Genomic DNA, 21,159 nt, shown 5'->3' on the forward strand with positions numbered 1-21,159 from the left:
GACGAACGCCCCACCCTAATCCAAGCAAGTTTCCTACGGAGGTGAATGCCGCTGTCCTGGCGCGATCCGCGCCTTAAGACCAAGCAGCGATCAGGTCCGCCGCCCACGCGACGGACGGCTCGCCAATGGCACCCGCGTCGAGAGACAAGCGGGGCGCCGGTGATGGCTGGACCACTCCATGACGCTGTACGAAAGTCGCCCGCGCTTCATTATGCGCGTGCCGGGGCGCTTCCTCCATTGACAGAACCGGCGTCACGCAAGCGTCGCTCGCAGCAAATAGAGCGGCCCACTCATCCCGGCTCTTGGCCAGAAATGCCGCGGCAAATTCAACCTGCATCGCGGGCCAGCCTTCGCGGTCGTTCTGGTCATAACACCTGTCGGAGAGCCCCAATCCGTCCACCATCTGGGCAAAGAATTTCGGTTCCAGACATCCCACCGCGACATGCCGACCGTCGGCGCATTCGTAACAGCGGTAGAAGGGCGCCGCACCATCCAGCAGATTGGAGCCGGGCGCATCTTCCCACAAACCCTTGGGCTGCCATGCGTAAAATAAGCTCATCAACGACGCGACGCCATCCGTGATACAGGCGTCGACGACCTGCCCCCGGCCCGTCCGTTGCGCCGCCAGCAGTGCGCTCAACAGACCGAAGATCAGGAACATGGCGCCGCCGCCATAATCGCCTACCAGATTGAGCGGCACTGGCGGCGTACCCTGTCGCTCTCCCATCGCGTGGAGCGCGCCGGTGATCGACAGATAATTGATGTCATGGCCGGCCCGCAGCGCAAGCGGCCCGGACTGGCCCCAGCCCGTCATCCGTCCGAACACGAACCGCGGATTGCGCGCCAGGCAGACATCGGGGCCAACGCCGAGGCGTTCCATGACGCCGGGCCTGTATCCCTCGATCAGCCCGTCCGCCCGCTCGATCAATGCGAGCAACCGTTCGCGATCCGCGTCCTGCTTGAGATCGAGATAGGTCACGACCCGGCTGCGGTGCAGGATGTCCCCACCGACATCATCCCAGTCTCCCGCCGCGACCGATGGCGGCCGGGCGATGCGGATGATCTCGGCGCCCATATCGGCCAACAGCATCGCCGCGAGCGGTACGGGGCCGATCGCGTCGATCTCCAGCAGGCGAATACCGGCCAGCGGCCCGTTTTTTTCCGTCATCAGATATTCGTCCGGTCCGCGCCCTTGAGGTCCAGCATGGCACGCGCCTCATCGGGCGTGGCGATTTCAAGACCCATGCCTTCGACGATCTGCCGCGCAGTCTTCACCTGCTCCGCATTGGTCTCGGCGAGCCGGCCCGGGCCGCCCCACAGCGAATCCTCCAGACCAATACGGACATTGCCACCCATGGACGCCGCCATGGCGACAATGCTCATCTGACGCGCACCGGCCCCCAGCACGGACCATTCATATTGGTCGCCGAACAGCCGGTCGGCCGTTCGCTTCATATGCATGATATCGTCGGGGTGGCTGCCGATGCCGCCCAATATGCCGAAGCAGGTCTGGATGAACAGCGGCGCCTTGACGAGGCCGCGATCGAGAAAATATTTCAGGTTATAGAGATGGCTGGTGTCATAGCATTCGAATTCGAAGCGCGTGCCCAGCGGCGACAATGTGGTCAGTAGATGTTCGATGTCGGCATAGGTGTTCTTGAACACCAGGTCGCGCGATGCTTCGAGCGCGGCGGGTTCCCAGTCATGCTTGAACGACTTGTAGCGATCCAGCATCGGGAACAGACCAAAGCCCATAGTCCCCATATTGAGGCTGGCCACTTCCGGGGCGAAAGTCTGGGCGGGACGGATCCGTTCCTGCACCGTCATGGAGGGGTGCCCGCCCGTTGTCAGGTTCAATACGGCGTCGGTACGCTGCTTAATGACTTTAAGGAAGGGTTCGAACAGGTCGGGATTCTGGTCCGGCCGCCCATCGACGGGATTGCGCGCATGCAGGTGGATGATGGCGGCGCCCGCCTCCGCCGCACCGACTGCCGATGCCGCGATCTCCTCCGCCGTCACGGGCAGATAGGGCGACATGGACGGCGTGTGAATTGCGCCTGTAATCGCGCAGCTGATGATGACCTTGCGTTTTGCCATGATATTTCCTTTCGCGCAGATTGCGCCGGTCGCAGGTTGCGCGAGCGGCGCAATCTATCCTTCGATAGGAAGCGGCGCGCGCTTCAGGGCAGAATGCCGAGCTGCCGGGCTCGCAGAACCGCCTGCGGCCGACGGCGCACGCCCAGCTTGTCGTAGATTTGCTGCATATACCATTTGACCGTGCCTTCGGTCAGGCCGAGACGATCGCCGATTTCCCGGTTGCGCAGGCCTCCGCTCACCATCGTTAAAATATCTACTTCCCGGTTGGCGAGGCGCCCGGTCAGTCCGAAATCATCCTCCTCTTCTTCATCCGCTTCGATCTGCGGTCCCCGCCTCAACATCGACACAAGGCGGACGGCGAAGCGATCAGCCGGCGTTTCCAGTTCCGGCCCCTGCGAATAGGCTTCGATGATGAGAGACGCGATGACTTCTCCCTCATCGACGAAAACCCGCACCCAGCCGGCCGGTTCGGCCATCTCTACGGCAGCGCGAACGGCCCTGCGCGCCTCGGATCGGTTGCCCTGAAGCACCGCGATTTCCGCCAGCAGCAATTCGAAGATCACGGCGGACCGGACCGCTCCCGCGCGCTTGACGAATTCCAGCCACCGATAGGCGACCTTGCGCGCTCGACCGAGCCGATGGCGCTGCATCTCGATCCTGAGCCAGGCGATCGCGATATTCTCATTGCGCCGTGTCGGGTGCAGGGTGGGAATGGGTTCGCCGTCCAGTTGCGGATCGCCGGCCAGGAAATGCTGCTCTGCCTCGTCGATCTGCCCCGCCTTGATCAAAAGCCGCACCTCTTCGGCCACGATGAAGGAGCGCAGACGATCAAGCCCACATTCGATCGCCACGAGATGGGCATCGTTAAGCGTCGAAAGCGCGCTGGGCAGATCGCCCCTTGCCGCCCGCAGGCGCGCGCTGACCAGATAGCCGGACGCCATCTGGTCAGAAAATCCCCATTGCCGCACGACTGGCAGATATTGGTCCGCAAGCTCCGCCGCCTGTTCCAGGTCGCCTGCATCATAGAGAAGTTCGGCCAACGGCAACGCAGGAAGCGCGGCCAGACCGGAACCTGCGCCATGGATTTCAACAGCTAACGCGAAGGCCTCTTCCAGAAAACGTCGCGCCAAGGGAATCTTGCCCTGCGCCATCATGGTCGGCGCGACCGAGGCCTTCAGGGCGATGGATGCGAAGGCCGAGCCGGGACGCGACAGAGCGCGGCTGGTTTCCGCCTCCAGCTTAAGCATGTCCTGAAAATGATACAGTTCGCGCCGCGCCGACATGAGCTGCGCCAGCAAGGTGCAGCTTAGATAGGCATGGCTGTCGGCCAGTTCGGCGAGCAGCGGCTCCGAATCGGCCTCGACCCTGACCATGTCGTCTCGCGCCGCCGCGAGCATAACGAAGCGATGGCGTATCAGCAGGTCCAGTTGCTCGATTTCGTGCGCGGGCAAGGACTGTGCCTCGCGCTTCGCCTCACAGGCCTGCCGCGCGGCGGAAATCAGCCTGTCAGCCGACGAAAATGCCAGTTGGCGGATACGTCTCCAGGCCAGAGCCAGGAGCAGATTAGGCCGTTCGGCCAGGATCGGCCAGGGCAGTTCCGCGCCGAGTTCGTCGATGCGGTAGAGATAGCCCGAGTAGGTCAGCCCCTCGGCCAAGCGATCCAACTGGTCGGCGAGAAACGCCTTGTCCCCGCTCAGCCGCGCATGTTCGATCGCCAGGGCAAGCTGGCCGGCTTCGGCAAAATATTCGCTCGCCCGACGATGCATGACGGCAGCGCGGTCCGGCGCCCGATCGATCAGTCGGCCCAACACCATTTCGCGGAACAGCCGGTGATAGGCATAGCGGCTATGTTCCTGATCAATCGCGTTCAGAAACAGGCCTTCACGAAAGACATGGTCCAGCATCGCGCGCGCATTTTCGTCGCCGGTGACCGCGGCGCAAGCGGAGGGCGTCAATTCATCAAGGATCGAGGTGTCGACGAGGAAGCGGCGGACGTCGTCGGGCTGCAAACTTAACACTTCATCATGAAAATATTCGGCAAATTCGGGACGCAGACCAGTCAGCCGGAGCTTGACCGCACTGTCGCTGGTGCGGCGATAGAGATCGCAGGCAATAACGATACCGGAAACCCAGCCCTGGGTATCGCCCACAATGTCCTGAAGGTCGCGCGAATCCACCGGCGACCCGATTGACCGCGTGACCAGTTCCGTCGCTTCCGCCAAGGTGAAGGACAGATCGGCGACGCCCACTTCAACCAGAAATCCGAGCGCACGCATTCGCGCCAGCGACAGGCCGACAGTACCGCGCGCGGCGATGATGATGGTCAATGCGTCGCGCGCGCTCGATGATAGTTGCGCCAAAAATTCCAGAATGGGCTTGGCCAGAAACTGCGCGTCATCCACAATGATGACCGGCTTTGCACTGCCCATCGTCGCGAGGGCGGATAGCCAGCTTTCGTCGGAGGCGTCACTGTCCAGCGCATCCCACGGCATACCGGCCGCAATACCAGCAGCCTTGAGCGCTTGGAGAAAGGACCGTTTACTTTCTATGCCTGCCCTGGCCGCGAGCCATAAAACGGGGCGCCCCTGCGCCCTGAGTTCATCCGCCCAAAACAGCATTGCGGTCGTTTTTCCGCTCCCAGCCGGCGCAGACACCACGGTCATGCGCGACTGCGCCACTCTTTCCGTCAGCGCCACCAATGCGGCACGCCGGATCGGCATATGAGTCGAACGCGGCGGCACGATAGCTGTGGGCACAACGGTCATGCTCTTCTCTCCTAGCGCGGTTGGCGCGATTCGTTTGTTATGCGAAATATATTCTGCGCAATGAATCTATAACGCAATCCCTTTTTCCTATCGGCAGATAGGTTCCCAATGAGATGGAAAAATGTCCAGCTTTCCACCCAGGAAGCCAAGGTCGTTATGCAGCCAGCGTTGCCATACAGACCGCGGCGCCGAGCAGGATATTAGGAAAGGTTGACCATGAAGGCCCTTTATCTCGAACGGATCGACGGCCCCGAATCCGTCGTGGTGGCGGAAGTCGACACGCCAGTGCCCGGTCCGGGAGAGGTGCGTGTCGCGCTGCGGGCCGCATCCATAAACCATCGTGAACTGTTCATCACCCACGGACAATATCCCGGCATGACGGTGCCGATCACGCTGGGCTGTGATGGTGCGGGCGTCGTCGACATGATCGGCGAGGGCGTCACCGGCGTCCGCGAGGGCGATGAGGTTGTGCTATATCCTGCACGCAACTGGGGGCCGAACCGCCACGCGCCGGCCGCCGATTTCGGCCTGCTCGGTATGCCCTTCGCCGGCACGATCGCCGAATATATCAGCGTGCCGGTCGACAATCTGGCGCCCAAGCCGGCCTTCATGAGTTTCGAGGAAGCCGGAGCCATGCCGCTGACGGCGCTGACCTCGTGGCGCGCACTTATGTTCAAGGGACGGCTGGAAGCGGGAGAGACGCTGCTCATCAGCGGCGTAGGCGGCGGCGTGGCCACGTTCGGCCTGGCCTTTGCAGTGGCCAAGGGCGCCAATGTCTATGTCACCGGCGAAAACCAGGACGTGATCGATCGTGCCGTGGCAATGGGGGCGAAGGGCGGTCTGCTGTACACCGATCCCGACTGGCGCAAGCAGGTCGGCAAACTTACCGGCGGCATCGACGTGGTGCTGGACGGCGCGCCATCGCCCAGCTTCGCCAATTATGTCCGCGCCATCAATCCGGGCGCGCGGATCGTCATCTACGGGTCTACCGCCGGCAACGAGATCAAGTTCAACGCCACCGACATCTTCCTCAAGAGCGCCAGCATCGTCGGCAGCCAGGTCGGCGATCCTCAGGACTTCAAGGAAATGCTCGCTTTTGCCGAGCAACATGCAATCAAGCCGGTGATCGAGGCGACCTATCCGCTTGCCCAGGCCAAAGAGGCGCTTCTGCATCTGCGCGACCAGCACAAGTTCGGCAAAGTCGTGGTGACGATGTGAGCGATCTGTTCAGCCTGACCGGCAAGAAGGCGCTGGTCACCGGCGGCGCGCAAGGTCTGGGCCGCATGATCGCCGAAGGTCTGCTGCGGGCTGGCGCGACAGTCGCGATCACATCCCGCAAGGCCGACATCTGCGAAGATGCCGCCCGGGAGATGGCCACGCTGGGATCGTGCATCCCCCTCCCCGCTGACCTGTCGACGCCCGAGGCGGCGGTCGACCTCGTCGCCCGTTATCGCGAAGCGGTCGGCGAATGCCATATATTGGTCAACAATGCGGGCAAGACCTGGGGCGGGCCGATCGACAGCTTCCCCGACAAGGCCTGGCCGGGCGTGATGGCCGTGAACGTCCAGACGCCGTTCACCATGGTCCGGGAACTCCTGCCCGAACTCAGCGCGTCCGGAAAGGCTGGCGATCCGGCGCGGGTGATCAACATCGGTTCGGTCGCGGGGATGAAGACAGAGCGGCTCAGCGCGTACAGCTATGCCGCGAGCAAGGCTGCGGTCCATATGATGACGCGCGATCTGGCCGGCGATTTGGCGGCGCGTAACATCACCGTCAATGCGGTCATTCCCGGCTTCTTCCCAACCAAAATGACGGCGCATATGCGGGATGAGGATCAGGTCGATCCTGCCCTGCTGGCGCATATTCCGCTCCAACGTCTAGGTTCGCCGGACGATATTGCAGGCATCGTCATTTTCCTGTGTTCGCGCGCGGGCGCTTATGTCACCGGCGCACAGATTCCGGTTGACGGCGGGGTCGTTGGCTGCGGCTGAAATAAGCCCCCCACCCTCGCGGCCGGTAAAGAAAGATATTCGCCATGATGATCGACCTCGCCATGCTGGCGGACCGCCTCGCGATCGAGGAATGCCTCTATCGTTACGCCCATCTGGTAGATTCGATGCAGTTTCACCGCATTGCGGAGGAAGTGTTCACGGAGGATGGATCGATCGACTTTGGCAGCGCGCGTTCCGTGGGGCGTGAGGCCATCCATGCCCAGTGCATGGGTTATCAGGGCGCTCTAATGGGCTGTTCGCATAACATCACCAATGTGGTGATAGAGGTGAACGGCGACGAAGCGCGCGCAGCCAGCCGCGTCATGGCATGGCAGTGGTTCGATATCCCCGATGCCGATCCGCTGCGCCCCACCGACCTTCTCGCCGTGGGCGGCTATGAGGACAGGCTGCGGCGCACGGCCGAGGGATGGCGGATATATGAGCGGCGGGGGATCAATTTCGGCACTGGCATCGGCGCCGGATCCGTACCCGATCCCATGCGTTCCATCTTTCTGGCCATGCAGGGTCGCACGCCTGGCTGGCCCGCCTGACCGAGGGCGGGCGCCAAGGCCCGCCCATCATATCGTCAGAGTTTCCAGCCCCCGCCCGCGACGATCACCTCGCCGGTGATATAATCGGCTTCGGGCAGGCATAGCAGGTAGACGGCGCCGGCGGCTTCTTCCGGCGTGCCGGCGCGGCCCAGCGGAATGCCCTTTTCCATGGCTTCCAATATTTCGTCGCTGACGCCGGCCTTGATGTCCCGACCCTTGACGCTGATGGTCGTGCTGCCCGCCTCGCCCGCGGTCATGCGCGTCATGATGGCGCCGAAAGCCACCGCGTTGACGGTGACATTATGTCGCCCCCATTCCTTCATCACCGTCTTGGTGAGACCGACGATCCCCGCCTTGCCCGCCGCATAGCCCGACTGACCGGCATTGCCGCCAAGACCTGCCACGGACGATATATTGATGACCGTCCGGCGTGTGGCCCGACCATGTTCGGCGGTCTCCTTCTTCGCCGCGGCGGCGATCACCGGTTGCGCGGCGCGCAATATACGGAAAGGGGCATTGAGATGAACATCGAGCATGGCCATCCACTGCTCGTCGCTCGTCTTTTGAAGAACCGAATCCCAAGCATAGCCCGCATTGTTCACGATGATGTCGATCGTGCCGAAATGCGCGACCGCCGCTCCCACAAATTTGTCGCCGAAATCGGCATCCGTCACGTCGCCCACGCACACCACGGCGCGGACGCCAAGGCTTTCGATTTCACTCGCCGTCGCATTTGCCACATCCTCGTCCAGGTCGTTCACCACGACATGGGCGCCGGCGCTTGCCAGTTTCAGTGCGATAGCCTTCCCTATGCCCCGTCCAGAGCCGGACACCAGTGCGACCTTGCCATCCAATATATTCACGTCAATACGTCCCGTTCTTCCTTGAAACCACCGATGCGGGCCTCGCCGCCATCAATAACGATGCTATTCCTGTCGGGCACGCTGGCCCGAAACCATACGGTGTCACCAGTGCGCCAGATTTCGGTCCGAACCGTTTCACCCGGCCAGACCGGCGCGGTAAAACGCACCCGCATGTCGGTCAACAAACCCGGATCGCCATCGCAGCACAGATGGATCAGCGCGCGACCGACCAGCCCCATGGTGGCGAGGCCATGCAGTATCGGCCGATCGAAGCCCGCCGCCTGCGCCGTGCCCCGGTCGATATGCAGGGGGTTACGGTCGCCGGTCAGGCGATAGAGCATCGACTGATTGGCGGCCGTCGGCAGGTCGAGACAGGCGCCTGCGGGCGCATCCGGCATGACAATCGGCGCAGGCCCATCAAGATTTGACGGCCCGCCAAAACCGCCCGCGCCTCGCAAGACCCACACTTCCTCCATTTCGGCGATCGGCCGGTCCGTCGGCGTGGTTATGACACGTTTTGCCCGCACGAGAGCGGACTTGCCTAAACCCTTGTCCGCGAGACCGATAATTTCGATCCGGCCGTTGACCAACTGGCCCAGTTCGAGCGGCCGAACCAGTTTCAGCGTCTGCTCGCCATGCAGGATGCGCGGCCAATCCCAGCCCAGTTCCGGCGCCATCGGCCAGAAGCCGGGTGTTCCCAGAACCAGCGCCATGGTCGGCAAAACGGCCTGATCGCGTTCGAAGACCAGATGCCGTTCATCGATCGCGCCCAGCCCGGCGCCGACACCCAGCGCGTAGAGAATAGCGGATCGCGGATCACAGACATCCTGCGCTTCCGGCACCCGGAAGCCGCGTAATTGTTCGACATCAAGCATTCGACTCATCCCCGGCTTTGCGGTCAGGACAGCTTGCGCTCGTCCAGGCCCAGTCCGCGACCGATGATTTCGCGCATGATTTCCGACGTTCCAGCGAAGATGCGGCTGATGCGGGCGTCGGTATACATGCGGCTGATGCGATATTCTTCCATATAGCCCGCCCCGCCATGAAGCTGGACGCATTCGTCCATCACCCGGCCTTCCAGTTCGCTGGTCAGCAGTTTGGCCGCCGACGCGTCTTCTGCGGTCAACTCGCCCGCGTTGAGCAGCATCACGCACTGGTCGACATAGGTCTGAAGCGCGTCCAGTTCGGCCCGCATCGAAGCCATCTTGAACCGCGTATTCTGGAACGCGCCAATCGGCTTTCCGAAGGCCCGGCGTTCCTTCACATAGTCGAGCGTGATGTCGAATGCGGTCTGCGCCGTCGCCATGAAGCCGATGGCCGCGACCAGCCGCTCCTGCGCCAGGAAGCGGGCGAGATATTTGAAGCCTTGGGCCGGATCGCCCAGCACATTCCCCTTGGGCACCCTGACATCGTTGAAGAAGAGCTCGGCCGTGTCCTGCGCCTTAAGCCCCATCTTCGCCAGCTTGCGCCCCCGTTCGAACCCTTCCATGCCGCGTTCGACGACCATAAGGCCCAGGCCGTGGCGGCTATTGGGGTCGGTCCGCGCGGCCACGACGACCAGATCGGCCAAAATGCCATTGGAAATATAGGTCTTGGCACCGTTCAACAGCCAATGGTCGCCCTTGTCCACCGCGCTGGTGCGCATACCCGCCAAGTCGCTGCCGGTGGACGGTTCCGTCATCGCGACGGCCAGAATCTTCTCGCCGCTGACGATGCCTGGCATCCAGCGGTCCTTCTGTTCGTCGGTGCCGAGCTTGGCGATATAGGGCGCGACCAGATCATTATGCAGATTGATGTAGAAGCCTATGTCGCCATGGCGCATATTCTCCTCGATGATGATCTGCTCGAAGCGGAAATCGTCGATCCCCGCCCCGCCATATTTCTCGTCCGCCCAGGTGCACAGCAAGCCCTGCTCGCCCGCCTTCAGGAACAGCTCACGGTCGACCATGCCCTGCTCGCGAAAACGTTCGGCGTGAGCGCCCACCTCCGTCGTCATGAACTTGACGACGGAGTCGCGGAACTGCTCATGCTCCTGCTCGAAAATCAGGCGCTTCATGCCGGCATCGGCTCCTTGACCCTGGTTTCGCTCGCGGGCGTGTAGAAATCCTCACCCTTTGCCGCCTTGTCGCGCAGCCATGCGGACGGCAGGAAGCGCGGGCCATAAAGCTGCGCGAGCCTATCGGATTCCTCAACGAACTTCTTAATGCCGATCGTGTCAATGTAGCTGATCGTCCCGCCGGTCCAGGCCGGGAAACCCCAGCCGTAGATCGCACCCAGATCGGCGTCCTGCGGAGTTTCCAGCACATTTTCCTCCAGGCAGCGGGCGGTTTCCATCGCCTGCGCATAGAGATAGCGCTTCTTCAGTTCCTCGACATCCCAGTCCTGCTTGACCGGGAAATGATCGGCCAGGCCCTTCCACAGATGCTTCTTGCCGCCTTCGGGATAATCATAGAACGCCCCGCCGGTCTTCCGGCCGGACCGGCCGATCTCGTCCTTCATCCGCCGCATGACGGCAGTGCCGGCGGGTGGCGTATATTTATCGCCTTCCTCGGCGATCGCCTGGTCGACGATCTTGAGCGGCAGGTCGAGCGTCAGTTCGTCCAGCAGCGCCAGCGGCCCGACCGGCATGCCGACGGCCTTGGCCGCGTTTTCGATCACCGCGGGGGGAACGCCCTCCGCCAGCATCGCCGCGCCTTCGTGGATCAGCATCTGGAACACGCGGCTGGTGTAGAAGCCACGGCTGTCGTTGACGACGATCGGCGTCTTGCGCAACTGCGCGATGAAGTCGAGGCCCTTGGCCAGCGTCTCCTTGCTGGTCTGCTTGCCCATGATGACCTCGACCAGCCCCATGCGGTCGACCGGCGAGAAGAAGTGCAGGCCGATGAACTGATCCGGGCTCCGCGACGCCTGGGCGAGCTGCGAGATCGGCAGGGTCGAGGTGTTGGACGCGAAAATGGCCTGTGCCGGCAGCACCGCTTCGGCCTTCTTCGTGGTTTCGGCCTTGATCGCCGTATCCTCGAACACCGCTTCGACCACCATGTCGCAGCCATCGAGCAGCGCGAAGTCGTCGGTCGGGGTGATGCGGGCGAGCACGGCGTCCGCCTTGTCCTGCGTCAGCTTGCCCTTTTCGACCAGCTTGCCCAGCACCTTGGCCGAATAGTCCTTGCCCTTCTGCGCGGTCGCGGTGTCGCGGTCGATGAGAACGACGTCGATACCCGCATTGGCGGACACGAACGCAATGCCCGCGCCCATCATGCCCGCGCCCAGCACACCCACTTTCTTCGCTTCAAACTTCGGGAAGCCTTCGGGACGACGCGCGCCCTTTTCGGCCGCCTGCTTCGAAATGAAGGTGGTGCGGATGATGTTGCGCGCGACCGGATCGGTCAGCAGCTTGGCGAAATATTTCCCCTCCACCGCCAGCGCCTTGTCAAAGGGCAACTGCAAGCCGTGGAACACCGAGTTCAGGATCGCGGCGGGCGCAGGTTGATTGTAACCCCCCTTGGCCAGGCCACCTGTATACATCATGTAGGCGGCCGAATCCTCAGGGACGGTCATGCCCTTCTTCTGCGGCGGCGTCCAACCCTTGACGTCCCAGGGCTTGACCGGATCAGGCCCGGTCGCAAGCCACGCCTTGGCCGCGTCGATCAGCTTGTCCGCCGGGACGACCTCGTCCACGATCTTGAGCTTGAGCGCTTCCTGCGGCCCCACCGAGCGGCCCGACAGCAGCAGGTCTAGCGCGATCTTCATGCCCGCGATAATGCCCAACCGCACGGTGCCGCCCGATCCGGGCAGCAGACCGACATTGACTTCGGGCAAACCGACCTGCGCCTTGGCATCATCCACCAGGATGCGCCGGTGGCACGCCAGCGCCAGCTCGAAACCGCCGCCCAGCGCCAGGCCGTTGATCGCCGCCACCCAGGGCTTGCCCGATTGTTCGATGGCACGATGCATGTCGGTGGCGCGCTTCGAAAAGGCATAGGCTTCCTGCGGCGTCAGCGTGCCGAACCCGTTCACCAGCTGCTTGAGGTCCGCACCGGCCATGAACGTCTTCTTGGCCGACGTCAGGATGACGCCCTTGATGCTTTCGTCCGCGACAATCTGCTTCGTCGCCGCTTCCATGTCGGCGATGAAAGCGTCGTTGACGACGTTCATCGAGCCTTCGGCATCGAGGGTCAGGATCGCAAAGCCGTCCTCGGCCTTTTCCAGTCGCATAGTCTTCATGGGATGTCCCGCTCTAAAGTTCTGTGCGCGCTCAAACGCGCTCGATGATGGCAGCCGTGCCCAGGCCGTTGGCCGCGCACAGGGTGATGAGGCCGGTTTCCGCGTTGCGCCGCTCCAGCTCGTCCAGCACGGTGCCCAGGATCATCGCGCCGGTCGCGCCCAGCGGATGACCCATCGCGATCGCCCCGCCATTGACGTTGATCTTGTCGTCGGGGACGTTCAGCTCCCGCTGGAAGCGCATCACCACGCTGGCGAAGGCTTCGTTCAGTTCCCAGAGATCAATATCCTTCTCGGTCATGCCGGCCGCCTTGAGCGCCTTGCGAGAGACCGCCGCCGGCGCCGTCAGCATGATCGTCGGCTCAGACCCAATATTGGCGTAGGACCGGATGCGGCCGCGCGGCTTGAGGCCTGCCTTTTCCCCAAATTCCTTCGACCCGACAAGAACCAGCCCGGCGCCGTCGACGATACCGGAGCTGTTGCCGCCATGATGGACATAGTTCAGCTCTTCAATTTCAGGATATTTGGCCTTCACCACTGCCTCGAACCCGGCCTTGCCGAACCCTTCGAACGCGGGCTTGAGCTTGGCGAGGCTTTCCAGCGTGGTGCCGGGCCGCATATGCTCATCATGATCTAGCACCACGTCGCCCAGCACATCCCTGATCGGCACGATGGCATTTTTGAAGTATCCATTTTCCCAGGCATAAGCGGCCTTGCGCTGGCTCTCGACGGCGAAACGGTCAACATCCTCGCGCGTAAAACCGTCGAGCGTCGCGATCAGGTCGGCGCCAATGCCCTGCGGCGCGTAGTAATTGCTGTACGCAACCGACGGATCGGACGTCCAAGCACCAGAGTCATACCCCATGACCGTGCGGCTCATCGACTCAACGCCCCCGCCGATGCCGGCCTGGATCATGCCCGAATGGACCTGCGCCGCGATCAGGCTGACAGCGTCCAGCCCGGTGGCGCAGAAGCGATGGATCTGCTGGCCTGCGACCGTCTGGGCATAGCCGGCTTGCAGAACCGCCGCGCGCGCCAGCACGCCGCCCTGTTCACCGACGGGCTGGGCCATGCCGATGATCACATCGTCGAGCAGTCCAGTGTCGAGATCATTGCGGCTCTGCAGCGCCTTCAACAGCTGCGTCGCCATTTCGACAGAGGTGATCTCGTGCAGCGCGCCATCGGGGCGGCCCTTCCCGCGCGGCGTCCGGACATGATCGTAGACATAGGCTTCCATCGTGAATTCCCGCACAGTGATACAAAATCTCTGCCCTTGCTCTTGGACCCGGAAGGCAAAGCTGCACCTATCCAACGAAAGGCGCAGGCAGAGACGATGACTGCAATCTGATGATCATCGATAGCTGACCGGCACTTTTAGGAGCGGACATCCGTGGTCACACAAGGCGAAGATTGCGCCCCATTCCGTATTTCTGCAACCACTCTGGGCGATCTGCTTCTCAACGGGTGGGACAAGGCATCCGACAAGGAAGCATTGGTATTCCCGGGAGAACGCAAGACATATGACGATGTCGTACAGAGCGTCCTGAAACGCGCGCGCGGCCTGAAGGCGCTGGGCATCGCGCGCGGCGACCATGTCGGCATCCTGTTGCCGTCCAGCATCGAATTTGTCGAAACCCTGTTCGCCAATGCGATGTGCGGCGCCGTGTCAGTGCTGATGAACGCACGGTACAAGGCGCCCGAGATGGCCTATGTCGCGCACAATGCCGATCTGGCGGCGATCATCACCAATGATATGATCAGTGAGCATATCGATTTCGGTCGACGGCTGGTTGAGGCTTTCCCCGACCTGCCCGATGCCGCGGACTCCTCCTCACTCACGCTTGCGGGCGCGCCGCTGCTCAAGCGGATCGTGATGCTGGGTGGCCATTCGGTCCCCGGTTTCGTCGATCAGGCCACGTTCGACGCAGCGGTGCATCAGGTGGAGGAAGTGGAGATACACGCTACCCGCCTGACCGTCAGGGTCCGCGACACCGCGATGATCCTGTATACGTCCGGGACGTCGGCCAATCCCAAAGGGTGCCTGCTCAGTCACGAGGCGGTCACCCGGGAGGCATCGAATCTCGCTCGCTATCGCTGGTCCTTCCAGCCCGACGAGCGCGCCTGGTCGCCGCTGCCTTTATTCCATATCGCTGCGATGCTCTGCATGCTGGGCGCGATCGACGTGGGCGGCACCTTCATCGGCCAGCCGCATTTCGATGCCGGGGAGAGTCTGCGGCAGATCGAGGATGAACGGGTGACGATGATGTTCCTGCCCTTCGTCACTTTCCATCAGGCCATGATCACCCATCCCGACTGGGCCAAGACCGACATGTCGTCGGTGCGCCTGCAAAATAGCTGCTTCGCCTTCATGCCTGATCGCGTAGGCCAGGCCTATCGGGAGAAAGCCCCAAACATGCTCCAAGTGGGCACCATGGGCATGACCGAGGCGACCGGCATCGTCACCACGGGCGGCTATGCGATGGAACCGGAAATGGGCTTCAAGAAACTTGGTTTCCCCCTTGCGGGCATAGAGATGAAGATCGTCGATCCCGAAACCGGCGAGGAAAAGGGCGTGGACGAACGCGGCGAAATCCTCATTCGCGGCTACAATCTGTTCGACGGCTATTACAAGGACCCGCAGAAGACCGCAGAGGCGCTCGATGCCGATGGCTGGTATCATAGCGCCGATATCGGCTCGATCGACGAACATGGCCACGTCATGTTCCACGGCCGGTTCAAGGATATGCTGAAAGTGGGCGGGGAAAATGTCGCGGCGGCCGAGGTCGAAGCGGTGCTGGCCACCCATCCGGCGGTTCGTCTCGCGCAGGTCGTCGGGCTGCCGGACGAGCGGCTGGCGGAAATCCCCGCGGCCTACATCGAACGCGAAGGCGATGTGGAGGTCGAGGCGGAGGAGCTCATCGCCTATGCCCGGCAGCGCCTCGCTTCCTTCAAGGTTCCGCGGCATATCCGTTTCATCGACGAATGGCCGATGTCGGCATCGAAAATCCAGAAGTTCAAGCTGCGCGGCGCGTTGATGGACGAACTGGGCCTGAAGGACTGAAACACGGCGCATCGACGCCATGAAAGTGTAGGGAGAGTGACATGCGGGTGATCATCACGGGTGCTGCAAGCGGCATCGGCAGAGCCTGCGCCGAACTGCTGGCGGCCGGGTCGATGATTCCGGGTGAACACCGGATGCTGCTCGCGGATCGGGATGCCGCCAATCTGCAGGTGGTGGCCGATGCGGTCGGCCCCGCCGCCGCGACCTGCGTGGTCGATCTGGCCGAACCGGATTGCGGCGACCGGATTGTCGCGGCGGCGCTCGCGCATATGGATGGGATCGACGCCGTCATCAGCAATGCCGGCATCATCATGGGCGGCGCGCTGGTTGAACTGCCGATCAGCGATTTCGATCGCATCTTCGCCATCAACACCCGCTCGTCCTGGCTGTTGGGCAAGGCGGCCCATCTTCACCTGAAAGAGAGCAAGGGCGCCTTCGTCGCGACCGCGTCCATGTCGGCCACCCAGCCTACGCCCGCGCTTGGCTTTTATTCCTCCAGCAAGGCCGCCTTGTTGATGATGATACGCCAGCTCAGCATCGAATGGGGTCCGGACGGTATCCGATGCAATACGGTGTCGCCCGGCCCCACCTACACGCCGATGACCGCTGCGGGATATGAAGATCCGTCGCGGCGCGACCAGCGGGAAGCCAATATTCCCCTGCGCAAACTCGGCGTGGCCGAGGATGTCGCGCAGGCGATCCTGTTTCTGATCGGCCCTCATGCAAGCCACATCAGCGGTGTCGACCTGCTGGTCGATGGCGGTATGAGCAACATGCTGATGCCCGCCAGCGGCGGTGGCACCGGTCAGAACCGGCAGAGCTGATATGGGATCAGAGGGCCCGATCCGCGCCAGCCGCCCATTCGATATCGGTCCCGCCCCGCGCATTCTGCGGGTCGATCAGCAGCCGCGCCGTCGCCATCAAATGGTCCGTCAGCAGCGCCTCGGCGCGGTCGGCGTCCCGCGCGAGCGCCGCGTCGACGATCTGCGCATGTTCATGAACCAGATCCCGGTCGCCATGGGCCAAAGGCACGGTGAGATAGCGATAGCGTTCCGACTGGGCATAGAGCCAGTCGCGCATCTTGAGCAACCATGGACTGTCGCACGCGGCGACCAGGGCGTGATGGAAGGCCGCATGGGCGTCGGCATAATCCTCGTTCAGACGGGCCGCCTCTCGCGGGTCGCGGGTCGGGGTCTTGCTCAACCTATGGGCTGCGCTGACGATCGAGGCTTCCCAATCCAGGCTTCCCTTCTCGATGGCGCGCCGGAGACATTGCCCCTCAATATCGCTGCGGACCCTAACCAGATCCGTCAGATCGCCGATCGATATCGGCGTCACCCGAAATCCCCGCGCATCGTCCTGCGTCACAAAGCCCTCGGACGTGAGCCGCGACAGGGCTTCGCGCACCGCCCCGAGACTGAAGCCCTGCGTTTCCGTGATATCCTTGATGTTGATTTTGGCGCCGGGCACCAGCCGACAGGTCAGGAGATCGTCGCGCAATTGCCGGTAGGCGCGTTCGGTCAGGCTCAGCTTTTTGGTCATCGCAAGAGCTATATCAGCTTCGTCACCCATGGCAATTCGACAGGATGTATTTTATAGCTTGAAATATATTTCATTCAATTCCATGCCTGCGGTTCGGTGGGTTGGACAGATTCTCAGGAGGTTTGCATATGCGGTTGGCCAAGGTGACACAGAACGGGGCGGTCGGTCTGGCAGTGGACACGGGCGCGGGCGTCAAGGCGCTGTTCGGCGACGCTGCACTCTATGATCTGGATGCGCTGATCGCCAGCGGCGGCAGCGCCCTGACGGATGCCGGCGCGAAAGTCAGCGCAGAGGGCGAGGAAGTTCAGGTTGAAGACCTCACTTTCCTGCCGCCCCTCGTCAAGGCGCCCAAGATCCTCTGCCTGGGTCTCAACTACAAGGATCACGCGGCCGAAGGCGGATTCACCGTACCCGAATTCCCGACGGTATTCGGTCGTTTCAATTCGAGCCTCATCGGCCATGGCGCACCGATCATCAAACCGCCCTGTTCCGATCAACTCGATTATGAGGCGGAAATGGTCGCGGTCGTCGGCAAGGGCGGCAAGAATATCAGCAAGGACGACGCGCTGTCGCATATCGTCGCCTATTCGGTGTTCAACGACGGTTCGATCCGCGACTATCAGCTCAAGACGCCGCAGTGGACGGTCGGCAAGAATTTCGACGATACCGGCGCCTTCGGCCCCTGGCTGGTAACGGCCGACGAACTGCCTGCGGGCGGTGCCGGCCTCAAGATCGAAACCCGCCTCAACGGCCAGGTGGTGCAGAGCGCGAACACCTCCGACATGGTGTTCGATGTCGTCGACACGGTCGCCCTCCTCTCCACCTGCTTCACGCTGGAAGCGGGCGACGTCCTGGTCATGGGAACCCCGTCGGGCATCGGCCTTGCCCGCAAGCCTCCGCTGTTCATGAAGGATGGCGATGTGTGCGAAGTGGAAATCGAGAAGATCGGCCTGTTGGTGAACCCCATCAAGGCAGCATGATCGAAAGGCCGGCGCCGTCTTGTCGGCGCCCAGCCAGCCAAGGAGCGAAGGATGAACCAGAACAGCCCGTCGGGACGCCGCGCCAATAGTTTGGGCGTCCATTCCATCGATCATTTCGCGGTCGAAGTGCCCGATCTGGAAGCCGCGCGGACATTCTACACGCTCTTCGGGCTCGACGTCCGCGAGCGGGATGACACGCTGGAATTATATGCGTTCGGCAATCCGCATCGCTGGGCCGTGCTGAGCCAGGGCGGCGACGCCAAGCGGCTGCGCTATCTGAGCTTCGGCATCTATCCGGACGAAGCGGACGCCTTTGCCGCTCATCTCGACGGCTGCGGCGTCACACGGATCGATCCGCCCGAAGGCGCGGAAGCCGACGGCATCTGGTTCGCAGGCTTCGATGGCCTGCCGATCAACGTCCGCGTCGCAGACAAGGCGACGCCATCGGAAAAGAGCCATTTCACTTTCGTCAGCGCGGCGCCGGGCCAATCCGGCGCGATCCCTAACAGCAAAGCGCCCAAGGTTCACCCCCGCCGCCTTTCGCATTTCGCGATCTTCGCGACCGACGTGAATGCCGCGATCGACTTCTATGAGAAGACGCTCGGCCTGCGCCTGTCCGACAAGAGCGAGCCGGCCGTCGCCTTCCTGCACGGCCCCCATGGCAGCGATCATCACCTGCTGGCCCTCGTCCTATCCGATCGACGCGGCATGCATCACAATAGCTGGGACGTCGGGTCGGTGATGGAAGTGGGCTTGGGCGGCGCGACCATGGCCCGGGCCGGCTATGGCCCCAACTGGGGCGTGGGCCAGCATGTATTGGGCGCCAATTATTTCTATTATGTGCGCGATCCTTGGGGCAGTTTCAGCGAATATTCGGCCGATATCGACTTCATCCCGCATGACGTCGACTGGCCGGCCGCCAACCATGCGCCAGAGGACAGCATGTTCCTGTGGGGACCCGATCCATTCCCCGAATTCATCCAGAACACTGAACCGGCGGAGGCCTGATCGTCATGACCACATTCCTACTTCTTCACGGCGGCGGCATGGGCGGCTGGACATGGAAATATGTCCGCGAAATTCTGGAGGCCGGGGGCCACAAGGTCTACACGCCGACCTTCACCGGCTTTGGCGAGCGCGAGCATCTGATCGGCCGCGATGTGGGCAATGCGACTCATGTGCGCGACATCGTCAATGTCTTCAAATATGAGGATCTGCGCGACGTCGTGCTGGTCGCGCACAGCTATGCGGGCACGGTCGCGCCCGGCGTGATCGCGGAGGTGGGCGACCGCATCGCATCCATCATCTATCTCGACGCCATCGTGCCCCGGTCGGGGGAACGGATCGGGTCCCTCATGGGCTATGTCCCGGAAGACCAGCTCGCCGCGCTGGATGCGATGCTCGAAGCAGGCGAAGGCCCGGTAGGGTCGGGCGTGCATGAAATGCAGCGGGCGGCGGCCAAGGAGCACCCCCATCTCATGGACCCGGCGCGGGAGAAATGGCTGCTCGACAATTTGTCGGACCAGCCGATGAAGGCGACCGCCTGCGTCATCCCCGTAGGTGCCGAGGCGATTGACCGGCCCGTCGACTATATCGCGGCGGCCGTAACGGTGATGACGGCGATGCACGACCGGGCGCGCGAACTGGGCTGGATCATCCATGACCATCCGGGCGATCACGCCCTGCTGGTGGGCGATCCGGAGGGAACGACCGACCTTATTCTGAAGATTTCCGGCGCGGGAGCTTCGGCATGAATGCGGCCGAGCTGTTCTCGGTACAGGACCGCGTCGCCGTCGTCACCGGCGGGTCTGCCGGCATCGGCCGCCATATCGCGACCGGCCTGGCCGCGGCGGGTGCCACCGTCTATATCTGTGCCCGCACGCAGGCCAAGGTGACGGCGGCCGCGGCGGAGATTTCCGCTACGACCGGCGGTCACTGCACCGGCATGGTCGCCGATCTGTCGACGCTCGCGGGGATCGAAACTCTGGTCGCGGCGGTGTCCACCCGGGAACAGGCCGTGCATGTCCTGGTGAACAACGCCGGGACCATGGCCGACGCGCCCATCGACGATTATGGCGAGGACGAATGGGATCCGGTCATCGACCTGAACCTGAAGGCCCCTTTCTTCACGCTTCGGAAATTTCTGCCCCTGCTCCGCGCGGGCGGCACGGCGGAGCGTCCCGCATCGATCATCAACATCGGGTCTGTCGGCGCGCTCAAGGTCGGGCCCAAGGAAAATTATGCCTATCAGGCGTCGAAGAGCGCAATCCACTGGATGGCGAAAGGCCTCGCCAAGCGGCTGGGCCGGGACAACATCACCGTCAACGTCATCGCACCCGGATTCTTCGAATCCGAGATGACCGTCATCACCTCCGACGAGATGCGCACGATGGTGGAATCGATGGTGCCCCGCGGCCGCGTCGGTACGCCGGAAGATCTGGCGGGCGCAGCCATCTATCTCGCCTCGCGCGCGGGCGCCTATGTCACCGGATCGGTCATCCCTGTCGAGGGAGGATTGTCGATCTGATATGATCCAACTTCATTTCGTCGCCATTGGCGGCACAATGCGCGCCTATTCCTCCACCGAGCGGGCGCTTCGCAAGGCGCTTGCCATTGCAGAGGAACGCGGCGCACGCACGACGCTGCTTGCCGGCGCGGACATCGACTTCCCGTCTTACGCGCCCGAAAATCCGGATCGTCCAGATGCGGCAAGACGCTATGTCGACATCCTGCGGTCGGCGGATGCCGTCATCATCGGCTCACCGGGTTACCACGGAGCGATCTCCGGCTTTGTGAAAAATGCGCTGGATTATGTCGAGGATATGAGCCGCGACGAGCGTTGCTATTTCGATGGTCTTCCCGTCGGCTGCGTGGCGACTGCGGCCGGCTGGCAGGCCGCGGTCGCCACGCTCCAGCAACTGCGGGTGATTACCCACGCGCTGCGGGGATGGCCGACGCCGCTGGGCATCGCCATCAACACCATCGGCGGCGAAGGCGACCCGATCGAAAACGCGCCTATCCCCGACCAGTTGGGGATGATGGTGGACCAATTGTTCAGTTTCTGCCGACGGCCTGCCCTATAGTTGGATAG

General features: G+C 62.7%; 19 protein-coding genes. 10 read left to right on the top strand and 9 right to left on the bottom strand.

The genetic code is table 11. The features are described from left to right. Window positions 1–73 precede the first annotated feature (73 nt). The 3 genes from AC58EF_RS17065 to AC58EF_RS17075 all read right to left on the bottom strand — a co-directional run bounded on the left by AC58EF_RS17065 (window position 74) and on the right by AC58EF_RS17075 (window position 4,862). On the bottom strand, window positions 74–1,168 hold the full coding sequence (locus AC58EF_RS17065; protein ID WP_497277568.1) for a CaiB/BaiF CoA transferase family protein: 1,095 nt from the start codon (window positions 1,166–1,168) through the stop codon (window positions 74–76). After that, a complete protein-coding gene (kce, locus tag AC58EF_RS17070; protein WP_422247267.1) occupies window positions 1,168–2,097 on the bottom strand; it encodes a 3,5-dioxohexanoate:acetyl-CoA acetone transferase in 930 nt (309 codons plus the stop codon). Before kce ends, AC58EF_RS17065 begins: the two co-directional genes overlap by 1 nt. Window positions 2,098–2,180: 83 nt before the next feature. Then, a complete protein-coding gene (locus AC58EF_RS17075; protein WP_497277570.1) occupies window positions 2,181–4,862 on the bottom strand; it encodes a winged helix-turn-helix domain-containing protein in 2,682 nt (893 codons plus the stop codon). Between the two features lie 216 nt (window positions 4,863–5,078). Between AC58EF_RS17075 and AC58EF_RS17080 the strand changes: the two genes are divergently transcribed. Genes AC58EF_RS17080 through AC58EF_RS17090 form a run of 3 tightly spaced genes read left to right on the top strand, consistent with a single transcriptional unit; the run spans window position 5,079 to window position 7,404 of the window. Then, window positions 5,079–6,080: a quinone oxidoreductase family protein gene (locus AC58EF_RS17080; protein WP_497277571.1), complete on the top strand. Its 1,002-nt coding sequence runs from the start codon at window positions 5,079–5,081 to the stop codon at window positions 6,078–6,080. Then, complete coding sequence (locus AC58EF_RS17085; protein ID WP_009823740.1) at window positions 6,077–6,853, top strand: SDR family oxidoreductase; 777 nt, start codon at window positions 6,077–6,079, stop codon at window positions 6,851–6,853. The genes AC58EF_RS17080 and AC58EF_RS17085 overlap by 4 nt, the downstream gene beginning before the upstream one ends. Window positions 6,854–6,897: 44 nt before the next feature. Continuing rightward, window positions 6,898–7,404: a nuclear transport factor 2 family protein gene (locus tag AC58EF_RS17090; RefSeq protein WP_009823741.1), complete on the top strand. Its 507-nt coding sequence runs from the start codon at window positions 6,898–6,900 to the stop codon at window positions 7,402–7,404. 35 nt (window positions 7,405–7,439) lie between these two features. Here the strand turns inward: AC58EF_RS17090 and AC58EF_RS17095 are convergent, their stop codons facing one another. The 5 genes from AC58EF_RS17095 to AC58EF_RS17115 are packed head-to-tail and all read right to left on the bottom strand — an operon-like array spanning window position 7,440 to window position 13,722. Next, window positions 7,440–8,267, bottom strand: a complete 828-nt coding sequence (locus tag AC58EF_RS17095; RefSeq protein WP_009823742.1) for an SDR family NAD(P)-dependent oxidoreductase — start codon at window positions 8,265–8,267, stop codon at window positions 7,440–7,442. After that, a complete protein-coding gene (locus AC58EF_RS17100) occupies window positions 8,264–9,142 on the bottom strand; it encodes a MaoC/PaaZ C-terminal domain-containing protein (RefSeq protein ID WP_066767438.1) in 879 nt (292 codons plus the stop codon). The genes AC58EF_RS17095 and AC58EF_RS17100 overlap by 4 nt, the downstream gene beginning before the upstream one ends. Window positions 9,143–9,165: 23 nt before the next feature. Further along, on the bottom strand, window positions 9,166–10,323 hold the full coding sequence (locus AC58EF_RS17105) for an acyl-CoA dehydrogenase family protein (protein WP_009823744.1): 1,158 nt from the start codon (window positions 10,321–10,323) through the stop codon (window positions 9,166–9,168). Next, the gene (locus AC58EF_RS17110) at window positions 10,320–12,488 is read right to left on the bottom strand and encodes a 3-hydroxyacyl-CoA dehydrogenase NAD-binding domain-containing protein (RefSeq protein WP_497277572.1); all 2,169 of its coding nucleotides are present in this window, start codon (window positions 12,486–12,488) and stop codon (window positions 10,320–10,322) included. Before AC58EF_RS17110 ends, AC58EF_RS17105 begins: the two co-directional genes overlap by 4 nt. A gap of 31 nt (window positions 12,489–12,519) precedes the next feature. Next, entirely contained in the window at window positions 12,520–13,722 is a 1,203-nt protein-coding gene (locus AC58EF_RS17115) for an acetyl-CoA C-acetyltransferase (RefSeq protein WP_497277573.1), read from the bottom strand. A gap of 153 nt (window positions 13,723–13,875) precedes the next feature. Between AC58EF_RS17115 and AC58EF_RS17120 the strand changes: the two genes are divergently transcribed. Both AC58EF_RS17120 and AC58EF_RS17125 read left to right on the top strand, forming a co-directional pair. Then, window positions 13,876–15,546 (top strand): class I adenylate-forming enzyme family protein, encoded by a 1,671-nt coding sequence (locus AC58EF_RS17120; protein WP_497277574.1) that lies wholly within the window; start codon window positions 13,876–13,878, stop codon window positions 15,544–15,546. 41 nt (window positions 15,547–15,587) lie between these two features. After that, the gene (locus AC58EF_RS17125) at window positions 15,588–16,370 is read left to right on the top strand and encodes an SDR family NAD(P)-dependent oxidoreductase (RefSeq protein WP_279728658.1); all 783 of its coding nucleotides are present in this window, start codon (window positions 15,588–15,590) and stop codon (window positions 16,368–16,370) included. Between the two features lie 7 nt (window positions 16,371–16,377). Here AC58EF_RS17125 and AC58EF_RS17130 read toward each other — a convergent pair whose 3' ends face one another. Continuing rightward, on the bottom strand, window positions 16,378–17,088 hold the full coding sequence (locus AC58EF_RS17130) for a GntR family transcriptional regulator (RefSeq protein ID WP_241763553.1): 711 nt from the start codon (window positions 17,086–17,088) through the stop codon (window positions 16,378–16,380). A gap of 128 nt (window positions 17,089–17,216) precedes the next feature. Between AC58EF_RS17130 and AC58EF_RS17135 the strand changes: the two genes are divergently transcribed. From AC58EF_RS17135 to AC58EF_RS17155, 5 genes are read left to right on the top strand one after another with little or no spacing between them, the layout of a single operon-like run. Continuing rightward, entirely contained in the window at window positions 17,217–18,068 is an 852-nt protein-coding gene (locus AC58EF_RS17135) for a fumarylacetoacetate hydrolase family protein (RefSeq protein ID WP_497277576.1), read from the top strand. A gap of 51 nt (window positions 18,069–18,119) precedes the next feature. After that, complete coding sequence (locus tag AC58EF_RS17140; protein ID WP_017180919.1) at window positions 18,120–19,076, top strand: VOC family protein; 957 nt, start codon at window positions 18,120–18,122, stop codon at window positions 19,074–19,076. Window positions 19,077–19,081: 5 nt separating this feature from the next. Continuing rightward, the gene (locus AC58EF_RS17145) at window positions 19,082–19,822 is read left to right on the top strand and encodes an alpha/beta fold hydrolase (protein WP_497277577.1); all 741 of its coding nucleotides are present in this window, start codon (window positions 19,082–19,084) and stop codon (window positions 19,820–19,822) included. Further along, window positions 19,819–20,595, top strand: a complete 777-nt coding sequence (locus tag AC58EF_RS17150) for an SDR family oxidoreductase (protein ID WP_009823753.1) — start codon at window positions 19,819–19,821, stop codon at window positions 20,593–20,595. The genes AC58EF_RS17145 and AC58EF_RS17150 overlap by 4 nt, the downstream gene beginning before the upstream one ends. A gap of 1 nt (window position 20,596) precedes the next feature. After that, complete coding sequence (locus AC58EF_RS17155; protein ID WP_497277578.1) at window positions 20,597–21,151, top strand: NADPH-dependent FMN reductase; 555 nt, start codon at window positions 20,597–20,599, stop codon at window positions 21,149–21,151. Window positions 21,152–21,159 lie beyond the last annotated feature (8 nt).

It is taken from the genome of Sphingobium sp. WR1 (assembly GCF_059693745.1).

What these genes read in the sequence shown, in the direction of transcription:
- AC58EF_RS17065 (WP_497277568.1), bottom strand. Translation starts at nt 1,168, where the DNA reads ATGACGGAAAAAAACGGGCCGCTGGCCGGTATTCGCCTGCTGGAGATC.
- kce (WP_422247267.1), bottom strand. Translation starts at nt 2,097, where the DNA reads ATGGCAAAACGCAAGGTCATCATCAGCTGCGCGATTACAGGCGCAATT.
- AC58EF_RS17075 (WP_497277570.1), bottom strand. Translation starts at nt 4,862, where the DNA reads ATGACCGTTGTGCCCACAGCTATCGTGCCGCCGCGTTCGACTCATATG.
- AC58EF_RS17080 (WP_497277571.1), top strand. Translation starts at nt 5,079, where the DNA reads ATGAAGGCCCTTTATCTCGAACGGATCGACGGCCCCGAATCCGTCGTG.
- AC58EF_RS17090 (WP_009823741.1), top strand. Translation starts at nt 6,898, where the DNA reads ATGATGATCGACCTCGCCATGCTGGCGGACCGCCTCGCGATCGAGGAA.
- AC58EF_RS17100 (WP_066767438.1), bottom strand. Translation starts at nt 9,142, where the DNA reads ATGCTTGATGTCGAACAATTACGCGGCTTCCGGGTGCCGGAAGCGCAG.
- AC58EF_RS17105 (WP_009823744.1), bottom strand. Translation starts at nt 10,323, where the DNA reads ATGAAGCGCCTGATTTTCGAGCAGGAGCATGAGCAGTTCCGCGACTCC.
- AC58EF_RS17110 (WP_497277572.1), bottom strand. Translation starts at nt 12,488, where the DNA reads ATGAAGACTATGCGACTGGAAAAGGCCGAGGACGGCTTTGCGATCCTG.
- AC58EF_RS17115 (WP_497277573.1), bottom strand. Translation starts at nt 13,722, where the DNA reads ATGGAAGCCTATGTCTACGATCATGTCCGGACGCCGCGCGGGAAGGGC.
- AC58EF_RS17125 (WP_279728658.1), top strand. Translation starts at nt 15,588, where the DNA reads ATGCGGGTGATCATCACGGGTGCTGCAAGCGGCATCGGCAGAGCCTGC.
- AC58EF_RS17130 (WP_241763553.1), bottom strand. Translation starts at nt 17,088, where the DNA reads ATGACCAAAAAGCTGAGCCTGACCGAACGCGCCTACCGGCAATTGCGC.
- AC58EF_RS17135 (WP_497277576.1), top strand. Translation starts at nt 17,217, where the DNA reads ATGCGGTTGGCCAAGGTGACACAGAACGGGGCGGTCGGTCTGGCAGTG.
- AC58EF_RS17140 (WP_017180919.1), top strand. Translation starts at nt 18,120, where the DNA reads ATGAACCAGAACAGCCCGTCGGGACGCCGCGCCAATAGTTTGGGCGTC.
- AC58EF_RS17145 (WP_497277577.1), top strand. Translation starts at nt 19,082, where the DNA reads ATGACCACATTCCTACTTCTTCACGGCGGCGGCATGGGCGGCTGGACA.
- AC58EF_RS17150 (WP_009823753.1), top strand. Translation starts at nt 19,819, where the DNA reads ATGAATGCGGCCGAGCTGTTCTCGGTACAGGACCGCGTCGCCGTCGTC.
- AC58EF_RS17155 (WP_497277578.1), top strand. Translation starts at nt 20,597, where the DNA reads ATGATCCAACTTCATTTCGTCGCCATTGGCGGCACAATGCGCGCCTAT.